Source organism: Clostridium sp. CM039, assembly GCF_055081075.1.
Genome location: NZ_CM143649.1, coordinates 3078643 through 3096461, shown reverse-complemented (window position 1 = coordinate 3096461; position 17819 = coordinate 3078643). Strand labels below are relative to the sequence as shown.

Annotated in this window: 17 protein-coding genes; 4 read left to right on the top strand and 13 right to left on the bottom strand. The window is 30.9% G+C overall.

Going from position 1 to position 17819, the window contains the following annotated elements; genetic code table 11:
- Window positions 1-39: 39 nt before the first annotated feature.
- From ACWJJ2_RS14400 to ACWJJ2_RS14365, 8 genes are all read right to left on the bottom strand, one after another.
- Complete coding sequence (locus ACWJJ2_RS14400) at window positions 40-2247, bottom strand: glycosyl hydrolase family 18 protein (protein WP_462953429.1); 2208 nt, start codon at window positions 2245-2247, stop codon at window positions 40-42.
- Window positions 2248-2293: 46 nt separating this feature from the next.
- On the bottom strand, window positions 2294-4312 hold the full coding sequence (locus tag ACWJJ2_RS14395; RefSeq protein ID WP_220319881.1) for a hypothetical protein: 2019 nt from the start codon (window positions 4310-4312) through the stop codon (window positions 2294-2296).
- Window positions 4313-4718: 406 nt separating this feature from the next.
- Entirely contained in the window at window positions 4719-6788 is a 2070-nt protein-coding gene (locus tag ACWJJ2_RS14390) for an FtsX-like permease family protein (protein WP_462953428.1), read from the bottom strand.
- Window positions 6778-7545, bottom strand: coding sequence for an ABC transporter ATP-binding protein (locus ACWJJ2_RS14385; RefSeq protein ID WP_216302073.1), 768 nt, complete (start codon window positions 7543-7545; stop codon window positions 6778-6780). Before ACWJJ2_RS14385 ends, ACWJJ2_RS14390 begins: the two co-directional genes overlap by 11 nt.
- Window positions 7546-7639: 94 nt before the next feature.
- Window positions 7640-8674, bottom strand: a complete 1035-nt coding sequence (locus ACWJJ2_RS14380) for an ATP-binding protein (protein WP_462952652.1) — start codon at window positions 8672-8674, stop codon at window positions 7640-7642.
- Complete coding sequence (locus ACWJJ2_RS14375) at window positions 8671-9339, bottom strand: response regulator transcription factor (protein ID WP_462953427.1); 669 nt, start codon at window positions 9337-9339, stop codon at window positions 8671-8673. The genes ACWJJ2_RS14380 and ACWJJ2_RS14375 overlap by 4 nt, the downstream gene beginning before the upstream one ends.
- A 159-nt stretch (window positions 9340-9498) precedes the next feature.
- Complete coding sequence (locus tag ACWJJ2_RS14370; RefSeq protein WP_462953426.1) at window positions 9499-9813, bottom strand: hypothetical protein; 315 nt, start codon at window positions 9811-9813, stop codon at window positions 9499-9501.
- Window positions 9814-10161: 348 nt separating this feature from the next.
- Complete coding sequence (locus tag ACWJJ2_RS14365; RefSeq protein WP_462953425.1) at window positions 10162-10575, bottom strand: hypothetical protein; 414 nt, start codon at window positions 10573-10575, stop codon at window positions 10162-10164.
- Window positions 10576-10867: 292 nt separating this feature from the next.
- On the opposite strand from ACWJJ2_RS14365, the gene ACWJJ2_RS14360 reads away from it, so the two are divergent.
- The 4 genes from ACWJJ2_RS14360 (at window position 10868) to ACWJJ2_RS14345 (ending at window position 13025) form a co-directional block, all read left to right on the top strand.
- Window positions 10868-11248 (top strand): MerR family transcriptional regulator, encoded by a 381-nt coding sequence (locus tag ACWJJ2_RS14360; protein ID WP_462953424.1) that lies wholly within the window; start codon window positions 10868-10870, stop codon window positions 11246-11248.
- A gap of 34 nt (window positions 11249-11282) precedes the next feature.
- Window positions 11283-11489, top strand: coding sequence for a YjdF family protein (locus tag ACWJJ2_RS14355; RefSeq protein ID WP_462954345.1), 207 nt, complete (start codon window positions 11283-11285; stop codon window positions 11487-11489).
- A gap of 33 nt (window positions 11490-11522) precedes the next feature.
- The gene (locus ACWJJ2_RS14350; RefSeq protein WP_462953423.1) at window positions 11523-12494 is read left to right on the top strand and encodes a helix-turn-helix transcriptional regulator; all 972 of its coding nucleotides are present in this window, start codon (window positions 11523-11525) and stop codon (window positions 12492-12494) included.
- Between the two features lie 72 nt (window positions 12495-12566).
- The gene (locus tag ACWJJ2_RS14345; protein WP_216302090.1) at window positions 12567-13025 is read left to right on the top strand and encodes a GyrI-like domain-containing protein; all 459 of its coding nucleotides are present in this window, start codon (window positions 12567-12569) and stop codon (window positions 13023-13025) included.
- Between the two features lie 124 nt (window positions 13026-13149).
- On the opposite strand, the gene ACWJJ2_RS14340 is transcribed toward ACWJJ2_RS14345, so the two are convergent.
- The 5 genes from ACWJJ2_RS14340 to ACWJJ2_RS14320 form a co-directional block, all read right to left on the bottom strand.
- Window positions 13150-14343 (bottom strand): ArsA family ATPase, encoded by a 1194-nt coding sequence (locus ACWJJ2_RS14340; protein ID WP_462953422.1) that lies wholly within the window; start codon window positions 14341-14343, stop codon window positions 13150-13152.
- A 19-nt stretch (window positions 14344-14362) separates the two neighbouring features.
- Window positions 14363-14587 (bottom strand): hypothetical protein, encoded by a 225-nt coding sequence (locus ACWJJ2_RS14335; RefSeq protein ID WP_216302092.1) that lies wholly within the window; start codon window positions 14585-14587, stop codon window positions 14363-14365.
- Window positions 14588-15766, bottom strand: a complete 1179-nt coding sequence (locus ACWJJ2_RS14330; protein ID WP_216302093.1) for an ArsA family ATPase — start codon at window positions 15764-15766, stop codon at window positions 14588-14590.
- A gap of 83 nt (window positions 15767-15849) precedes the next feature.
- Window positions 15850-16338, bottom strand: coding sequence for a MarR family transcriptional regulator (locus ACWJJ2_RS14325; RefSeq protein ID WP_220286245.1), 489 nt, complete (start codon window positions 16336-16338; stop codon window positions 15850-15852).
- Between the two features lie 110 nt (window positions 16339-16448).
- Window positions 16449-17651, bottom strand: coding sequence for a BaiN/RdsA family NAD(P)/FAD-dependent oxidoreductase (locus tag ACWJJ2_RS14320; RefSeq protein WP_216302095.1), 1203 nt, complete (start codon window positions 17649-17651; stop codon window positions 16449-16451).
- Between the last annotated feature and the right edge of the window lie 168 nt (window positions 17652-17819).

Genomic DNA, 17819 nt, shown 5'->3' with positions numbered 1-17819 from the left:
GTCATATATATCAATGATATTATCACCATTTGCATTACTTTACAGTGATAAATCAACAATAACTTTGTAATGTGACACACTCGTTGGTAATGTTCCAGCAGGTGTCCACCACGAAATATTTTCATAAATCTTACCTTCATATACTACTTTTTGTCCATTTGTATATAAAGTTGCGGCATCCCAAATAGCTGCATTTGAATGAGCTTTAGGAATAACATATATTTTTGCATCTTTTTTATCTACCATTCCAGCCTTATCTGTAATACTATATTTTACTGTATAAGTTCCAACTTTTTTTGTATCAACTTCACCTGATACAGCTATACTACTAGTTATATCTCCATCTTCTACATCATTTGCAGAAATACCATTCATAATATTAAAAGGTGACCCTTCTACTATAACTTGATCTTTAACACCTTTAAGTGTAGGAAGATGATTACCATTAACAGGTTGACTAGCAGGAATCTTCCCATTAATCTTTATATTTCTAACTCCCGAGAAACATAACTTCATCTTAGCCTTAACTGATGCGGTCCCACCATTTGGAATATCAGTCCAACCAGATGTTTTTAAGTTTACTCTATAGAAATCGCCAACTTCTGTAACAGTTCCAGTTCCTCCTTCCGCTCCAACGTATAAAGCAGATTTAGGTATATCAAATTGAATCTCCCATCCCTTAGGAATCGTTGCTCCAGTATTGTTAGTTACTGTGAATACGGTTTCTCCATTTGGATGATCATATTTAGTAATAGTATCAACTTTAACATCGATTGCTTGAGCATCTCCAATATCTTCTTTTGTTTCTTTACAATTTCCCATTTTATCTAATCCACTTTTCAGATTTTTAGTTAATGTATCCCCGAAAGTATATTTACCTTCATTTGTCTTATCTGAACCTTTAACATAGTTAGGATTAACACCATAGTCACCATTCATAACCCAGATTAAAGCTCCACCTAAGTTTTTATCTTCAATGTACTTAACTCTTTCATCTATAGATTGTTCGTTTTCGAAAGATAAAAATACTTTTTTATCTCCTTGCCACACATATGGCACCTTACCAACATCCTCCCAGTGAATTCTCAAGTTAGGATCTCTTTCCATAAGGTTTAATACATGCCATAATGGATTAGTGCCAGCGGGGTCCGGAGTTCCATCTTTATTATCATCATCTCCCCAAAGGTTGTACTTTCCTGCGGCAGGTGTTTTACTTTTACCATGTAAACCTGAGCCATTTCCACCTTGTACATTTTCCCACCCTCTTGTATAGTATGGAATTCCCATTAAAATCTTTTCTGGAGGAAGCACCCCTCTATAGAACTTGTATGCCCAATCCATATTAAGAGTTGGCATCGCCATTCCAGTAGTTTCATTATCAGCTGCATCTGGGTAAATATTTGCTAAGTTTTCAACATATTCATTCCATCCACCATGAAAATCATATGACATTATACTTAGAAAATCTAAATAACTTGCATATCTATTATCTTGAACTCCACCAAGCACCCAAGATGAAGCAGTAACTGCTGCAGTTAATAAATATTTTTCATTATCTTCTTTTGAAGCTGCATCTAATTTTTCTCTTAACGTTTTCATTAAAACGTTGTATCTTTCATTTAATACAGCTCTTCTTGGTTCTGATAAATCTGCATCCGCAGGATTCCCAGATGTAGCTACTGATGATGGATATTCGAAATCAATATCCACGCCATCAAACCCATATTTTCTAATAAAGTCAACACAAGAATCAGCAAATGTGTTAATCCCAGAATCTGTATCTATCATTTTATAAAAACCTCTAGTTCCCGTCCATCCACCTACAGATATTAATAAATCTACATCTGGATATTGTTTTTTCATTTGTTGTAATACATTAAAGTGACCTTTATATGGTAGATTTGGATCCAACTTTACCTCCTTCCCATTATGCTCTAATTTATGATCTGCGAAATCCTCTTCAATAGCTGCTTTTTTATCTCCAAATCCAATTTTATTGTCTTCTCCAACCATTGCAAATGAATATTGGATATGTGTTAAAGACTCCCATTGTAAATCAGCTACATCGAAATTACCTTGAACTTCACTTTTGTAAGCCCATTCTGGGAAATATCCAACAACCTTTCTTTCTAAGTCTTTCGTCTTTTCATCGCTTGTAACTGCCTTCGCCGGTGTTGCAAATGTACTAACTGCAAAAACAGATACCATAATTGCTGCCATCGCCTTTTTAAATTTGATTACTTTCACTTATTACGCCTCCTTATTTTTTATAAAATTTACACTAACAGAAAAGTTATTGATTTACAGTTTTATTTAAATAAACTGGATTTTTATAATATTGTTGCGCTTTTGTAATCCACCAATAATCTTCAGTAGGTGGTGATCCAACTGCATCAGTACTAGAATTAACACCAGCACCAAACAACATTGATACTACTCCCGCATCTCTAGCTTCACCCATATGACTTCCCCAAGTAATAGTGTCTCCTTGCCTTTTTATATCAGGATCATTAGCCCCATTTGAAGCAAAATAATCTACTCTATCAGAATTTCCAGCTTTAAATGTATCTCCAAAGAAGAATGATGGTGCTGAATCTTCACCTGTCGTATCCTTGTTAGTTAAAGTTTCAAATGGTTTGCCAGTATATGGACTGTTTTCAACAGTTCCATTAATATGTCCCACAGGAATTTGCCATAGTATAACCGGCTTTTTTGTAGTTTCATGAAGAGTTTTTGTATATAACAAGTAATTATTCCAAAGGTCTGCATTCCAAAACCATTTAGAAAATTTTGGATTTACAGCTGCTCCTGTTTCGCAAACACCTCCATCTAATCCATACTTATCTATAGAAATAAATTCTGCATCATAGCTTGTAATTCCAGCTGCTAAATAATATTCAGCAGTTTCTTTCGCCACTGCTTCAATTTGTTGTCTTCCCGCTGCCCATCCATCTCTTTCAGTTAAATGCATTAAGCCTTGTCCTGGTATTTCTCCGTTTTCATAAGCCCATGTATTAAATTGCCATCCATTATATGCTTTAGGATAATATTTATTAACAGTATAGTTAATAGAAGTAACAAGGCCTTCCACCGTATTATTAAACTTTGGGTCTACACCCTTTTGTAGCACACCCGATGAATAAGCGGCTTCAACTAAAGCTGATATTTCATTTGGTTTTTTCTTAGATTGTTGCATCATATATCCTAAGAAATCTGGTTCAAATACCATTCCTATAGTTTCACCTTGTCCATATTCAACACATATATCTAAAAAGAATTTTAAATTTTTGAAATAAGCTTCCATATATTCCTTACTATTGATATGGGCTAAATCTAATTCATAGTTTTCTCCGCTATCCGGAATGTTATAGTAAACAAAGAATGGAATTATTCCAAGCTTTAAACTTTCTTTAATATAATTCTTAGCCCTATCTCCATCAACAGTTGTCCACTCTCTCCACCCATTAGCTAGAGGTCCCCCATTTATATATATATATCTAACATCCATTCTCTTATTTGTATTATCTATATCTATATCTTTCCAAAAATCTAAATCTCCTTTTTTATCCTCTGAGACTTGTCCTAAAGATAAATACTTAGGCATACCCGGTAAGTCACCATTAGCCTCTTTAATTTTTACTCCTATGTATCTAGTTTCATTTGTGCTTGCTTCATGGATTTGAAGTCCACTTCTTCCAGCCGCAAGTCCTTCTAATGTTAAATTACCATCATTGTCTATAGTCGCTTTAAGTACTGATGAATTACTTATTTTCACGCTATATTGCGGCTCCTTTGTATTATTATTAACTACTTTATATTTATTTGTACCCTGTGTAATTACTGCTTGAAGCGCTTGAGAATCTCCATCAATGCCCTCAATTAGTATTTTACTTTCATTCGCTGTTCCAACGGAAACTTCAATTACATTACTTTTTGATTTCCCAAAACTATTAATTAATTCAACATAATAAAAATATGTTGCAGGAATTGTTCTTCCTTTAATACTAATCGCTTTAGATTGTGCTGCTGGTGTGTTATCAGTTAAATCCCCCTCGTCAACCACCTTAAATTCACTTAATCCTCCTATCTTTTCATAAAGTTTGTAGCTTGTCCCATTATTTCCATGCCACATACTTAATGTAATATTGTAATTACCATCTAAATCACCTGACCATTGATCATGAGATAATGATGCTACCCCTGGTGCATCTGCTGCTGACGCAAAAGTAATTTTTGCTGGAATCATAGTAATAAAAAACAACATTACTATAATTACTGATAGGCATGAGTTTTTATTAATTCCTCTTTTCATTTTTTTCTCCCTTATATATGTATTTATTACCATTATTATGTCATGATAGCAGGTCACGTTTCAACCAAAATCACTCCCTTTTTTCGGTCATTTTTAATTATTTTCCAATTTTCTTCTAGGATTTAATACTTAAAGCGATGTTTTCTTTGGATTAATGGTCGATAATGGTTTAAACATGAAGTATAGTGGAACAAATCTTTTGAAAAATTTACACAAACAAATTTGAAAAATGCCTTTAGATCCATTTACATTAACTTTAATATCCCGCCAGGAGCAGTTTTCCCACTAGGTTTTAACTTTTATTCAAAAAAAATAAAAGTAGAGTATCATTCATCCTGTAAACACCTTCCAGATTCCTGACACCTACTTCTAACTTTAGTTATTTATTAGTTTATTTAATCACCCTTTAACAAGATTTACTTCTACCCTTAACGTTCCTCTTAAATGTATAATATGTTGCAAGAAAATAGCATATATAGATAATTAAAATTATTGCCAATGATATACCTATGTTAAACACAAATGCGCTATCCCCTATAAAGACGCTTATTACTTTACTGTTTATGCCTTCAAAATTATACATACATATTATGAATCCTATTATGGCTACCGATATTGGCATAATAAAGTACAATACTATTTGTTTTAATATTATCTTATTGATTTCATTATTGTCTATTCCTAATTTCTTTAGCGTTTTAAATCTTTCCTTATGCTCAATGGAGTCTGATAACTGTTGCAAAGCAAGAACTGTCAAACTAATCATTAATAAGACTGTTCCTAGGTACATCCCTAGTATTCTCATTGCTAGTGTAGCATTTAATATCTCACTAACTTCAGCTACTTTTATGTTAGTAAAAATCGGATAAAAAGCTCGACTTTTATATTCACTTAGTACCTTACTATAGTTTTCCTCAAACCATTGTGGTACATACTGTTTTTCAAAGCCTAATGCCTTATCATAACTAATCTTCTTTTTTGTATTTGCGAAAAGATCAGTGCCGGCTAATATTAATTTTTTACACCATTTATCAGGAACTACTATCAGAGCATTTGTATTTCCGCTATAGATACCTTCTCCAATAGATTCTTTATAGTATGAATTTGAGCTAATCTTTAAGTTATTACTATTTATGTTAATAGTTGAATTTTGTTTTATATAATTTTCAATATCAGTATCTTCTATCATTTTCGCCCATTGCATGGTAAACTCATTATTATTTAGCGTTACTTTCTCATATCCTCGCATTTTCCTTAGCTTATTATAATCACTTAAGCTAATTACTAACATAGGCTTTTTTCTTTTATCTCTTGCCTTAAAATCATCGACATTTAAGAAATATTTCTCTGCCTGACAGTAATCATCCATATTATAGTCATCATTATTTAGATGTTCTATTATTTTCTTATAATCTATTTTAAGTAAATTACTTTTTTTAGATATATCACTTCTATCTGAAATTATAGAATAATCATTGTTTATGATTATATCGTAAGGCACTCTATAATCTAGAAATCCTAAAGTCCATTGTGACATCAGTAAAGTTAGTGAAAAGCTTAATGCAGCGCCTAAAAATGTTATTGAAATTGTGGCCATTAAAATAGGCGCTGTCTTTATTTTTGAAACTATAGCCCCTATTAAAAATAAGTTTGTATATTCATATTTAAAATTTGTCCACTTATCCTTAACATCAATAATTATATACGCTAATGAATAAAACAATGCATATGTTCCTATAATGTATCCTATTAATCCTACTGCTATACAAATTGCCTTATCACCTTCTGTAACTGTAGTTTTTAAAATCTCATAAGAACAATATCCACAAACACTATATAGAACTATTGCCACAATAAATATGCTTACATATACAAACTTACTTCTTTTAAACTGAAACTCTGTTTTCTTTTGTGCATTTATCATATCAATAATCTTAACTTTCCCTAAAGCTTTCATATTGAAAAATCCAATAATACAAAACATAACTATAAAAAATATGAACGTTATAATTACAGTATCCATATATAATTTAAAAGAGAAATTTATGCTCTGCTTTGCAGTCATAAGAACTATTGCAGTAACTACTTGTGAAAATAATGTGCCTATAAAAATCCCTAATATAATTGAAGCAATTCCGATTATTAGCATTTCTATAAAAAACATTAATGCGACGCTTTTCTGCTCAGTTCCTAGCAATATATATGTAGCAAATTCATTCTGCCGTCTTTTTATCATATATTTGTTTACATATCCTATAAGTAATACTAATAAAGCTGTAACTATATATGTGGAATATTTCAATATTTGCTTTAATAGTTCAAGGTTAATAGAATCCTCTGTTATTAATTCATAGCTTGAGCTTGACATTGATGTAAACGCATAGAACAAGCTTACACATAATGTTATTGTTATAAAGTAAATTAAATAATCCTTAATAGACTTTTTTGCATTGTTAATTGCTAGCCTAACGTACATCTCTTATGTCACCTCCTAGCAGTGCAACCACATCTAAGATTTGATTTAAAAATTGTTTACGTGTATTTTCTCCCTTAACGAGTTCCGTGAAAATCTTACCGTCTTTAATAAATAGAATCCTCTCACAATAACTTGCTGTAAATGAATCATGCGTTACCATTAAAATAGTTGCTCCTAATTCCTCATTTAAATGTGAAATCATTTCTATTAGCATCTGAGACGCTCTTGAATCTAATGCTCCCGTTGGTTCATCTGCTAAAATAAGTTTAGGATTTGTTATCAACGCTCTTGCACATGCAGAGCGTTGCTTTTGGCCTCCCGATACCTCATATGGGTACTTTAAGAGTATATCTTCTATACCTAATTCTCTAGCAACTTTACTTACTTTTCCATCTATTTCATTCTTTTTACATCTATTAATTGTTAATGCTAAAGCTATGTTCTCATGAATAGTCAAAGTATCTAATAAGTTGAAATCCTGAAATATAAACCCTAGATTCTCTCTCCTAAACTTTGCAATATCCTTCTTACTTATCTCTGTTAAATCCTTATTATCTATATAGATGAATCCTGAACTAACTTCATCAATAGTTGCTATAATATTTAATAGTGTGGTTTTTCCGGACCCAGAAGGCCCCATAACCCCAACAAATTCTTCTCTAAAAACATCAAAACTAATATCATCAATCGCCTTTACTACATTCCCCTTGTTACCATAATACTTTTCAACATTTTTCAAACTTAATATCTTATCCATTACTCTCACCTCAATATCATTGTACATTATTTATATTACACCTAATTCGATTAAACCTTACTTTTATGTTACAACTTTGTCACCAAAAAAATTCCTACACCTTATGGTGTAGGATTAAATTTGAGTTACTAAAACTTCCCTTTGGGAAAGCAATTATTACTCTGGTATATAAATTTTCATTTGATTCTAATGTTATTAATAAACCTAATTTGTCACATAATTTTTTACAAATATATAATCCTATCCCTGTAGATTTATTATTAAGCCTTCCTTTGGTTCCTGTGAATCCTTTTTCAAACACACGATTAATTTCATTCGATGGTATTCCTATACCGTTGTCTTCAATACTTAACTGAACACCATTTTTAATATCATCTGTATATATTTTAACCTTTGGAAAATTCTTTGTTCTATACTTCACTGAATTAACTATTATTTGATTTAATATAAACTCTAACCATTTGCTATCACAATAAATGCTTTTATCTAGGCTTATTAACTCAATATCTATACCGCTAGAAATGAATATTTGTTTATTTCTTATTAGAACATGACTTACACATTTCTCTAGCGAAATCTCTTTTATAAGATAATCCTTTTCAACTTCCTCACTTCTAGCATAAAATAAAGCCTGTTCAACAAATCTATCTATATTCTCTAATTCTTCTAAAACTACTCTAGAAGTATTCGTCTTATTATTTTCTTCTATTAACTTAATCGATGATATTGGTGTTTTTACTTCGTGAATCCACTGCTCAATATACTCTTTATAATCTTTACGTTGGACTTTGCTCTTATATATTTCTTCACGCATAGATTTACTAGCCTTTTTCATCATAATGTAGTATGGTACTGAATCACTATATGGTGGTACTTCTATCACTTCACTAATAAGATACTTCTTATCCAATCTATCAATAGTATTTAGGATATCATTAAAATATAATTTTCTTTTTCTATACTCATATGTAAAAAATGTTATAACCACTGTAATCCAAATTACTACTATAACTTTTATGGTATCAAAAGTATTTCCTACACTAAAGAGAAATATTACTAAGGTACCAAGTGATATAATATTTAGTAGTATCACATTAATTATTCCTTTAAAATAATCACTTAAACTCATATTATATACCCTTGTCCTCTTTTAGTTTTTATAAAGTCCTTAACTCCAATATCTTCAAATTTATTTCTTATTCTAGTAATGTTTACAGTAAGGGTATTATCATTTACAAATAATGAACTATCCCATAAATACTCCATAATATCTACTCTAGATACTATCGTGCCTCTGTTATTTAATAAGTAATGAAGTATTTTCAACTCATTTTTAGTAAGATCAACTTCATTACCATTGTGCTCTATGGTGCTAGATAATATATTTAACCTTATGCCATTATACTCAACCACATCCATTGTTTTTTCATTAGGGTAGGCTCTTTTTAAAAGCGAATTTATCCTAGCTAATAAAATTTGAGTATTATATGGTTTTGTAATAAAATCATCTCCACCTAATGTTATACTCATAAGCTCGTCAATGTTAGTATTTCTGCTTGTAACAAATATAATTGGTACTGTTGAAAAACTACGTATTTCTGTACATATCTTAAACCCATCATCATAAGGTAAATAAATATCCAACAAAATTAGATTAGGACTTCTCTCCTTAACCAATTTAGGAATTTTATTAAATTCATTAGCTTTTATAACAGAATATCCATTGCATATCAAAAGACTTGCTATTTCATTTTTTAATTGTTCATTATCCTCAACTATCATTATGTTAAACATCTATTACCCCCTATTCTTAGATTAACTTCTATGCTTTATTATAAGACTACATGTATTTGAAAGACGACGTAAAAATGCCGTAAAATCCAATCTTGAATAATACGGTGTTTTAAATAATTATTCGGTTTTTATTGTTGTGACGTTAAATTAAGAATATTGTCATATGCTATTATTGGGTTGTATAAATAAGTAAAAGTTTTTTAAAACTGTGATGTAAAATAAAAAAAATAAACATTTTAATCCCTTCATTGAGTTACCACAATTAAATTCTAATAATTCATTACTGTTAACAATGAAGTTTGATTTATTACTTCTACACCAATCAATTTTTAGGTAAATTGAATGTTCTCCATTCTCAATATCCAATTCTTTAATTTCACCATCTTTTATATCACCACAATATATATCATCAATATATATTTTATAACTTCTTAAAGAATCAAAATATCTTGGTTGTCTTGATATTCTTATCATAAAATATCCATTCCTTTCTCCGTGAAAATTTACAATTTTGACTTAATTATTGGTAATTATACCATATAATTCACTATTATTTTTAGATAACTAAAGGTTTTAATTTTATTTTTTCACCGTATTATTCAATTTTCAAAGACCATTGTTCGTGCTTTCAATTTCAATAGTTGCATCGTGTAATAATCAAAGGTTGAAATAACTATTTGCGCCTATTATCCAAACCCGTTCTTACTTATCTAATCCCCCTTTGCTATAAATGTAAACAACCCCCCCCTGCAGCGATTACTATCCAAGCCAAAATTACAAATAGGCCATAGGACGATTCAGCACCTATGGCCTATTTGACCTTTAAATACCTTTTCCAGTTCTTCTTTGAGAATAATTCAAATTTTTTATTTTCATATTTCCAATGTCTAAAAGACCCAATTTTAACATTATCTCTTTATAATCTACTTTTAAGCCTAGAAGATTAGAGAAAAACTTCATATAATCCTCTATAGTCATCCTCTCATAAAAATCCTCTTCTCTTAATACAACTCCAACACTACCAATATTAGGTTTAATATACTGGTCGTTTCTTACGTCTTCTATATATATTTCACCTTTGGCTGGTGTTTCGTTTCCTAAAATCAAATTCACCAGCAAATCACTTACTTCATTGCTACACTCTATACTTATGGAACTACCTTTGTTTAAATTAATATCTATATCTCTTATCACATTATTCTTTTGTTCTTTGTATAAACCTTTAATTCTAAGCATATAAAACATCCTTCCTAATTTTATATCCTAATATTATCACATAAATACATAATACGTTAATTTTTAGATTACTAATAGGCTCCTTGGTGATATATATTATTTCAAAAATATAGAAAACATGTTACAATTTTATTGTTGGTTTTGTATATTCTAAAAACACCATACATACAGCATTGTAGAAAATGGTAAAGTAACTTTATTTATATAATATTTCTCTAAAATATAAAAGCCCTATTGACACTCCCTTTAGAGGATACTGTAATCTAACTTCACAAGGAAAGGAGATGTGTATATGTTTCGAATAGGCGACTTTTCCAAACTTACGAAAACTACAGTAAAACCATTAAGGTATTATGATGAAATTGATTTATTAAAACCTGAATTTGTGGATGAGGAAACAAACTATCGTTTTTATACAACGAAACAGTTGATAAAGCTTCACAAAATTCAATCTTTTCGCCAAATCGGTTTATCAATTAATGAAATCAAGCTGATCATGTCCGGACACTGTATAGAATTAATTTTGGAAAAACGAAAAAGTGAAATTGAAGATACTATCGCTGAAAGTAATTCACAGCTCTCTCGAATTGAATTTATATTACAAGGGAAAGGGGAGGAGTTAATCATGAATTATCAAGCGATTTTAAAGGAACTACCAGTTAAAGTTTACTAATCCCTTACGTACTGAATCCGTTGAAAAAAGAAAGATAAACCCTAAAAGATACCAAAGAGAAATAAAGAAATCAATGGAAAACAAAGGTACAGGTACGAAAGCTCAACTTGCTATGCAACTACAGCATGAGCTAACTAAAACAGAAAGAAAAATAGTTTCAAAAGAAGAAAAAGAAGAAGAAAGGCAACTAAAATATAAATTAAGACAACAAAATAAGAAAGATAAACATCGGGGCCACTAATTAGTGAAAAATTAATAATAAGGGTGTGATTTCATGAGACTTCACAGGCTGCTCGGAATTATTATGTTGCTTAATACACGAGGAATAATGAAAGCCGGAAATTTATCAAAAATACTTGAAACCTCAGAAAGAACTATATACAGAGATATGGATATATTGTGCGAATCAGGTATTCCTATTTTATCAATTCCAGGTCCCAGTGGAGGTTTTTCTTTTGTTGAGGGGTATAAAATCAATTCTAATAACCTAGCGAGCGGAGATGTAGTTAATCTATTGCTTTCAGGTATGGGTATACACTCAGAAAAAAATACTGAAATGTCGCAGCAACTAAAACTTGCCGTCATTAAGCTTGAAAATAGTGTATCAAAGGAACATAGAGAAGAAATTATTAAAGCTAAGGAAAGGTTTTTTATTGATTCGCAACCTTGGTGGGGCACGCGAATACAAAATCAGAATGTAGATATAATAAAAAAATCAGTGCTTAATTTAAAAAAGTTAAAAGTTCACTATAAAAAATTTGACGGAGAAGTATCCGAAAGGATTATAAGACCTTATGGTGCTGTGGTAAAAGATTCTCAGTGGTATGTGGTAGCGTTTTGTGAATTAAAAAACGAGATTAGAATTTTTAAATGTAGCAGAATTGAAAGTATTGAAGTGCTAGATGAAAGCTTCAGCATGGATGAGAACTTTAACCTGGGAAAGTTTTGGGAAAATAGTAAGCATCAATTTGTGAGACAATCCTACCTCAAAGTAAACCACGCTTCATACCCTGTTAAAATTAAATTCTATGAGGAAAAGAAGCGGACCCTTGAAGGCTTTTGTGTACTCTCTTCCATGAAAGTTAATGATAATTGGTTTTATGATATCGACATGATAAGTTTTCAAACTGCCTGCAATGTAATTTTTCCTTTAAGTGATATAATTGAGGTTTTAGAGCCTATAGAGCTTAGATCGTACATAATTAGAAAAACAAATATAATTTCAAATTTATATAGGGCTACATAATTCCTGACATACTGTTGGCAAGGATTCCCTGATATAATTGTGATATCAAATAAATGGATGGAGGCAATAATTATGGAAGAAAAAATAGTAAGCTTTGAAGGATTTAAGGCTGTAGGTATACCTTATTTTGGAAACAATAGTAATAGTGAAATTGCTACTCTTTGGGAATCATTTAACAAAAACTGCGGAGACATAAAGCAAAAAAGCAAGTCCATGCTGTATTATGGTATATGTGATTATGGAAATTGTGGAATGGATTCAGAAGGTAGGTTCAACTATACTGCTTGCGCCGAAGTAGACAGCTTTTCTGATGTACCTGAAGGTATGGTAACAAAGGTTGTCCCAGAGGGTAAGTACATGGTGTATACTTATAGTGGAGCTATAAAAGATTTAGGTGCATTTTACAATGATGTATTTGAAAAGTTCATTCCATCCTCTTCGTATGAATTTGATTGTAGACCCCTACTAGAATTGTACGACGAGAGATTTATGAATAATGGACAATTTGACATATGTGTTCCTATTAAATAACACTTTTATAACTCATAATTGGGTGACTTCCACCAAATTATGAGTTATTATCACATATAACGAATTATACCTGCTACCCTAGCTAAAATATTGATTTTAAGATAATCAGAACTTCTTATATCTACTAAATATATTTCACTTTTTGCTCCCTAAAATTAAATTGTATTCTTAATTTCCCATCCTTGTAACCGGCTTTAATGATTTCCTTTGATTGTAATTTTTGTGGAAGTACAAAATTTCGTTTTTCATTTTTAATGGAAATACTAATTTCATCTCCATTTTGAAGTAAATTTAATTCATTTTTATCTACAAAAGGCATATTGATATTTAAATAATAGCTTTCATCTGTACTTGATTTTTCAATTTCAAAAATTTTGTCTTTAAAGAGCACTTTGTCTGCAGAAACTTCTTTAAATATACTTTCTCCCATATTTAATAGGACCTCATAATTCCTAACCTCGCTATGCATTAACTCAGTTTTGAAAATTGGTACCGGGCTAAAACTTTCACTTATCTCCTTAAGATTTTCACTTTGAAGCTTCATCCATTTTTCGAAATATCCTTTCCCTCCCTCTTCTGAAATTATTTTATTTACAATAATTGCGTCTACATTAAAATCATAGAGATGCAAATAAGAAAAATTTCTTTTAGCTTCCTTGATAACAATCTTTTCTGGAGTAGTAACTATTCTAAGGCTTACCTTATCCTTTTGGAGCATTAACTTATGGAGTTCATCAATTTTCTTATATAGCATTTCTATTTCATCAAAAGTTCTCTCATCAGGAAGCGGAATCTTTACTGTATGCTCAATTATTGGCTTTGCAATTTTTGCCATCTTTCTTTTCATAGGAAAAATTTTGTCCATCCACCACTTGAAAAGCTCTGGAAACTTCAAAAGCGACATAGTTTCGCCAGTAGGAGCACAATCAACTATTAACACCTCATAGTTATTTTCATCATTAATCTGTTTAATTTTAAGTAAGGAGATCAGATCCTCGAACCCTGGGAAAACCAGTAATTCTTCAACCTCAATGGTTTTTGCATTTTTTAAAAGCATCAATTTTTCTATATAGCCTTTGATATTCCCCCAAATAGCTTCATTTTCAATAAGAGCATCCACCTCTATAGCTTCTAAATTTTCTGAAATTTGGGTAGGTGTATTCGATAGCTTTACACCGAAGGCATCGGAAAGACTATGAGCCTGATCAGTGCTCATTATAAGCACATTTTTCCCCTGCTTTGCAATCTGGCAGGCTGTGGCTGATGCGACACTAGTTTTTCCAACTCCACCTTTTCCTGTATATAAAATAATTCTCATTTTAATCCCTCCAATTCAATTATAAAAAATCTACTTTAACCTTTTTAATCTCTTGGTTTGCTTCCTCTTCCGCTTTTTCACAACCCTCGTTAATAAGATCCAATCCAATATCCTTAATAAGGATAATTGCTTCCTTCTCAAAGTTATTGATCTTGTGCAAGATTTTTTCTGGCAAAACATCTTTTATAACCTCATATTTAAGTTTTTCTATTCTTATCAATTTTTTAATTATTTCACCATTCATCTAATCCACCTTCTCATCAAAATAAATAGATAGATAATCCTCATTAAAATCAGCTTTACTTATTGAGTACTTTCTCAGTGAATTTGGACAAGGAATATTCCTCTTAAAATTACCTATTTTTATGGATATATCGGAACCAGTTTCATACAGTTCTAAGTCTTTTTTATCTCCAAAGGGCACATAAACTTGAAGCTTATAACCACCCTCAACCTTTTCAAATTTCTCGTTAAAGGTTATTTTTTGAACCTTAAATATATCCTTAACATTCAGAGAATCCACAACTATCCTTTCTAAGCCGCAAATTCCATTAATATCTACCTCATACCATTTAATTTTGAACCTCGGTAAATTCAAAAATACTGAATCTATTTCTTCCATGTACTTTCCTTGAATGCATTTCCACTCATCAAAAAATTCATTACCTATATCCTGGGGTATTATCCTGTTAATATATATTGCATCTACATTAAAATTATAAAGATTTAAATACATGTAATTTCTCTTGGTCTCTTCAATAACCATTTTTTCAGGAATTGTAACCAATCTTATACTGCAACTCTCTCTATCCTTAAATAAGTTTTGAAGATCTGTTAGCATTATATAAAGTTTTTCAATATCATTCATAGCTTGCTTATCAGGCATTTCTATTTTAAATGCTATTTTAGAGATAGGTCTGAGCACTTTCATTGCAACCTTTCCAATGGGAAATAATTTCTCCATGTACCAACTCATAAGCTCTGGAAATTTTAAAAGGGATATGGTCTCTCCTGTGGGTGCACTATCCACAATTATTAGGTCATAAGTACCTTTGTCATATAAATCTTTAATTTTCAAAAGACAAAATAGCTCTTCCATTCCTGGAAACACAACAATATCCTCAAAACTTTCTGCTTGCTCTTCATCTTTAAAAACCATCATTTTTTTAAAAGCAGCTTGAATACTCCCATAATAATTCTCCATTTCATAATTAGGATCAATTTCAAGCCCCCATAAATTTTCCCGCATTTCTGTAGGCTCATTCTTTATTTGTTGCATAAAAATATCACTCAAGTTATGTGCCATATCAGTGCTAACAATTAAAGTTTTTATTCCCTCTATTGAAGCCTTAAGTGCATGAGCTGCTGCGGCGCTTGTTTTACCCACTCCACCTTTTCCAGTAAAAATAATTATTCTTTTCATATCAACCCTCCTAATTTTAATTCTTTAATTGAATAGTTCTTTTAACGAAGTATTTCTTCTTAAAATAACTCAGGTTCACTGAGCTATTCAATAATTATTTTTCTTAATTTTTTAACAGGAACATCTTCTTTAACTGGATTCTTAATTCCCTTAAAAACTCCCAGTACTTTGTTATAAATACTTAAAGCTGAAGAAATTTCCTCCTCGGTAAGCTTTCCGTAAATCTCAATAAAATATTTAACAATCATAGCCTTTTCCTTCTCAATCACAGTACTTGCAACCTCTGTAAGGGTTATTAAAACTATTCTTCTATCCTCTGCACTTCTTATTCTTTCTACCATTAGCTTTTTTTCTAATCTAGCGATAACCCCTGTGGCAGTATTTAATGGAGCATTTATGTACTCTGCTATTTCCGTCATATTAGCATTCTTTTTTCGATGCAAGAATAATAATGCTAATATTTCATTCTTAGAAAAATCTAAGAATATATCACTCCACTGTTCTGGAAAAAACAAAACCTTAAACTCATCAATATGATTAAAAATAATTTGCTCTATTTTGTTTATATCCATAAACTTCCTCCGAATTAGTTCTTGTTACGAATTATATTTTAATTCTATCACCGAAGTATTTTCTTGTCAATAAAATTGCATGAAAAAGTATTACATGTACCCTTCTGTGCTTAATTGCTTCCCGCTAAGTATCCTGTAGAAAATGCCATTTGAAGATTATATCCACCTGTCTCAGCATCAATATCCATAACTTCTCCTGCAAAATAAAGATTTTTTATAAGTTTTGATTCCATAGTTGAAGCATTTATTTCTTTAACTTTAACTCCACCTGAAGTTACTTGAGCTGCTTTAATCGATAAAGTTTCTCTAACTGTTAGTTTCATTTCCTTCATATAAGTAATTATCTTATTCTCATCAGTCTTCTTTAAGTCATTAATCTTAACCTCTGTTACTCCTAACATATCAAATATTTCTTTCAAGTAATTTTGTGGAAGAATGCCTTTTAAATTATTAAGTACAGTCTTATTTGGATTGCTCCACATAATCTCTGATATTTCCTCCTTAGACTTATTTCTTAAAAAATCTAAAGTAACTTGTACTTCTCCCTCTCCTAAAGCTTTGCTTATATAAGATGAAAGCTTTAACACTGCTGGTCCTGATATTCCAAAATGAGTGAATATCATATCACCAAACTTTTCTATACTCTTCTTTTTAATCTTAGCTGAAACTACAACATCCTTCATTGCAACGCCTTGTAAACTCTTAACAAACTCTTCCTTTATAACTAATGGGATTAATGCTGCGTATAAAGGTGTTATAGTGTGTCCACATTTACTTAATACTTCAAACATAGAACCATCTGAACCAGAATCTGGGTAGCTCTTTCCTCCTGTTGTAACAATTACCTTTTCGCCTAAAATCCGCTTGCCATCATCCGTTACTACACCTTTAATTTGTCCATCTTCAACTATCAACCCTTGAACCTTACTGTTATACATAATCTTAACATTATTTCTTTCTAAATCATTTTTCAGTAATTCTATAACTTCATCGGCCCTATTACTTTTGGTATATATCTTTTGGTCAAGCTCCTCCTTATATTCTAATCCAATTCCTTTAAAGTATTCTAAAAGTTGATTATTTGAAAATGTATAAAGAGCGCTATATAGAAATTTCTTATTACTTACTATCTTATCAAAAAATTCCTCTATATCTCTATTATTTGTAATATTGCATCTGCCTCCACCCGTAAGTTTTAGCTTTGCACCAATTTCTTTGTTTCTTTCTATTAATATAACTTCACTATTTTTTGCTGCACTGATAGCTGCCATGATACCAGCAGGTCCTCCTCCAACAACAATAACTTTTAGCATAAACACACCTCACTAATTTTCATTTTTTAGTCCTTTAATACACTTTTTTAAAATCCTCATAATATTTTTATCGCAAGTTTCACCCTGAAAAATAATGCTTAATACGCTACCTTCTAAAATGCCTTTTAATAATTGTGACTCATCTATAATAATCCCTCCCTTCTATTC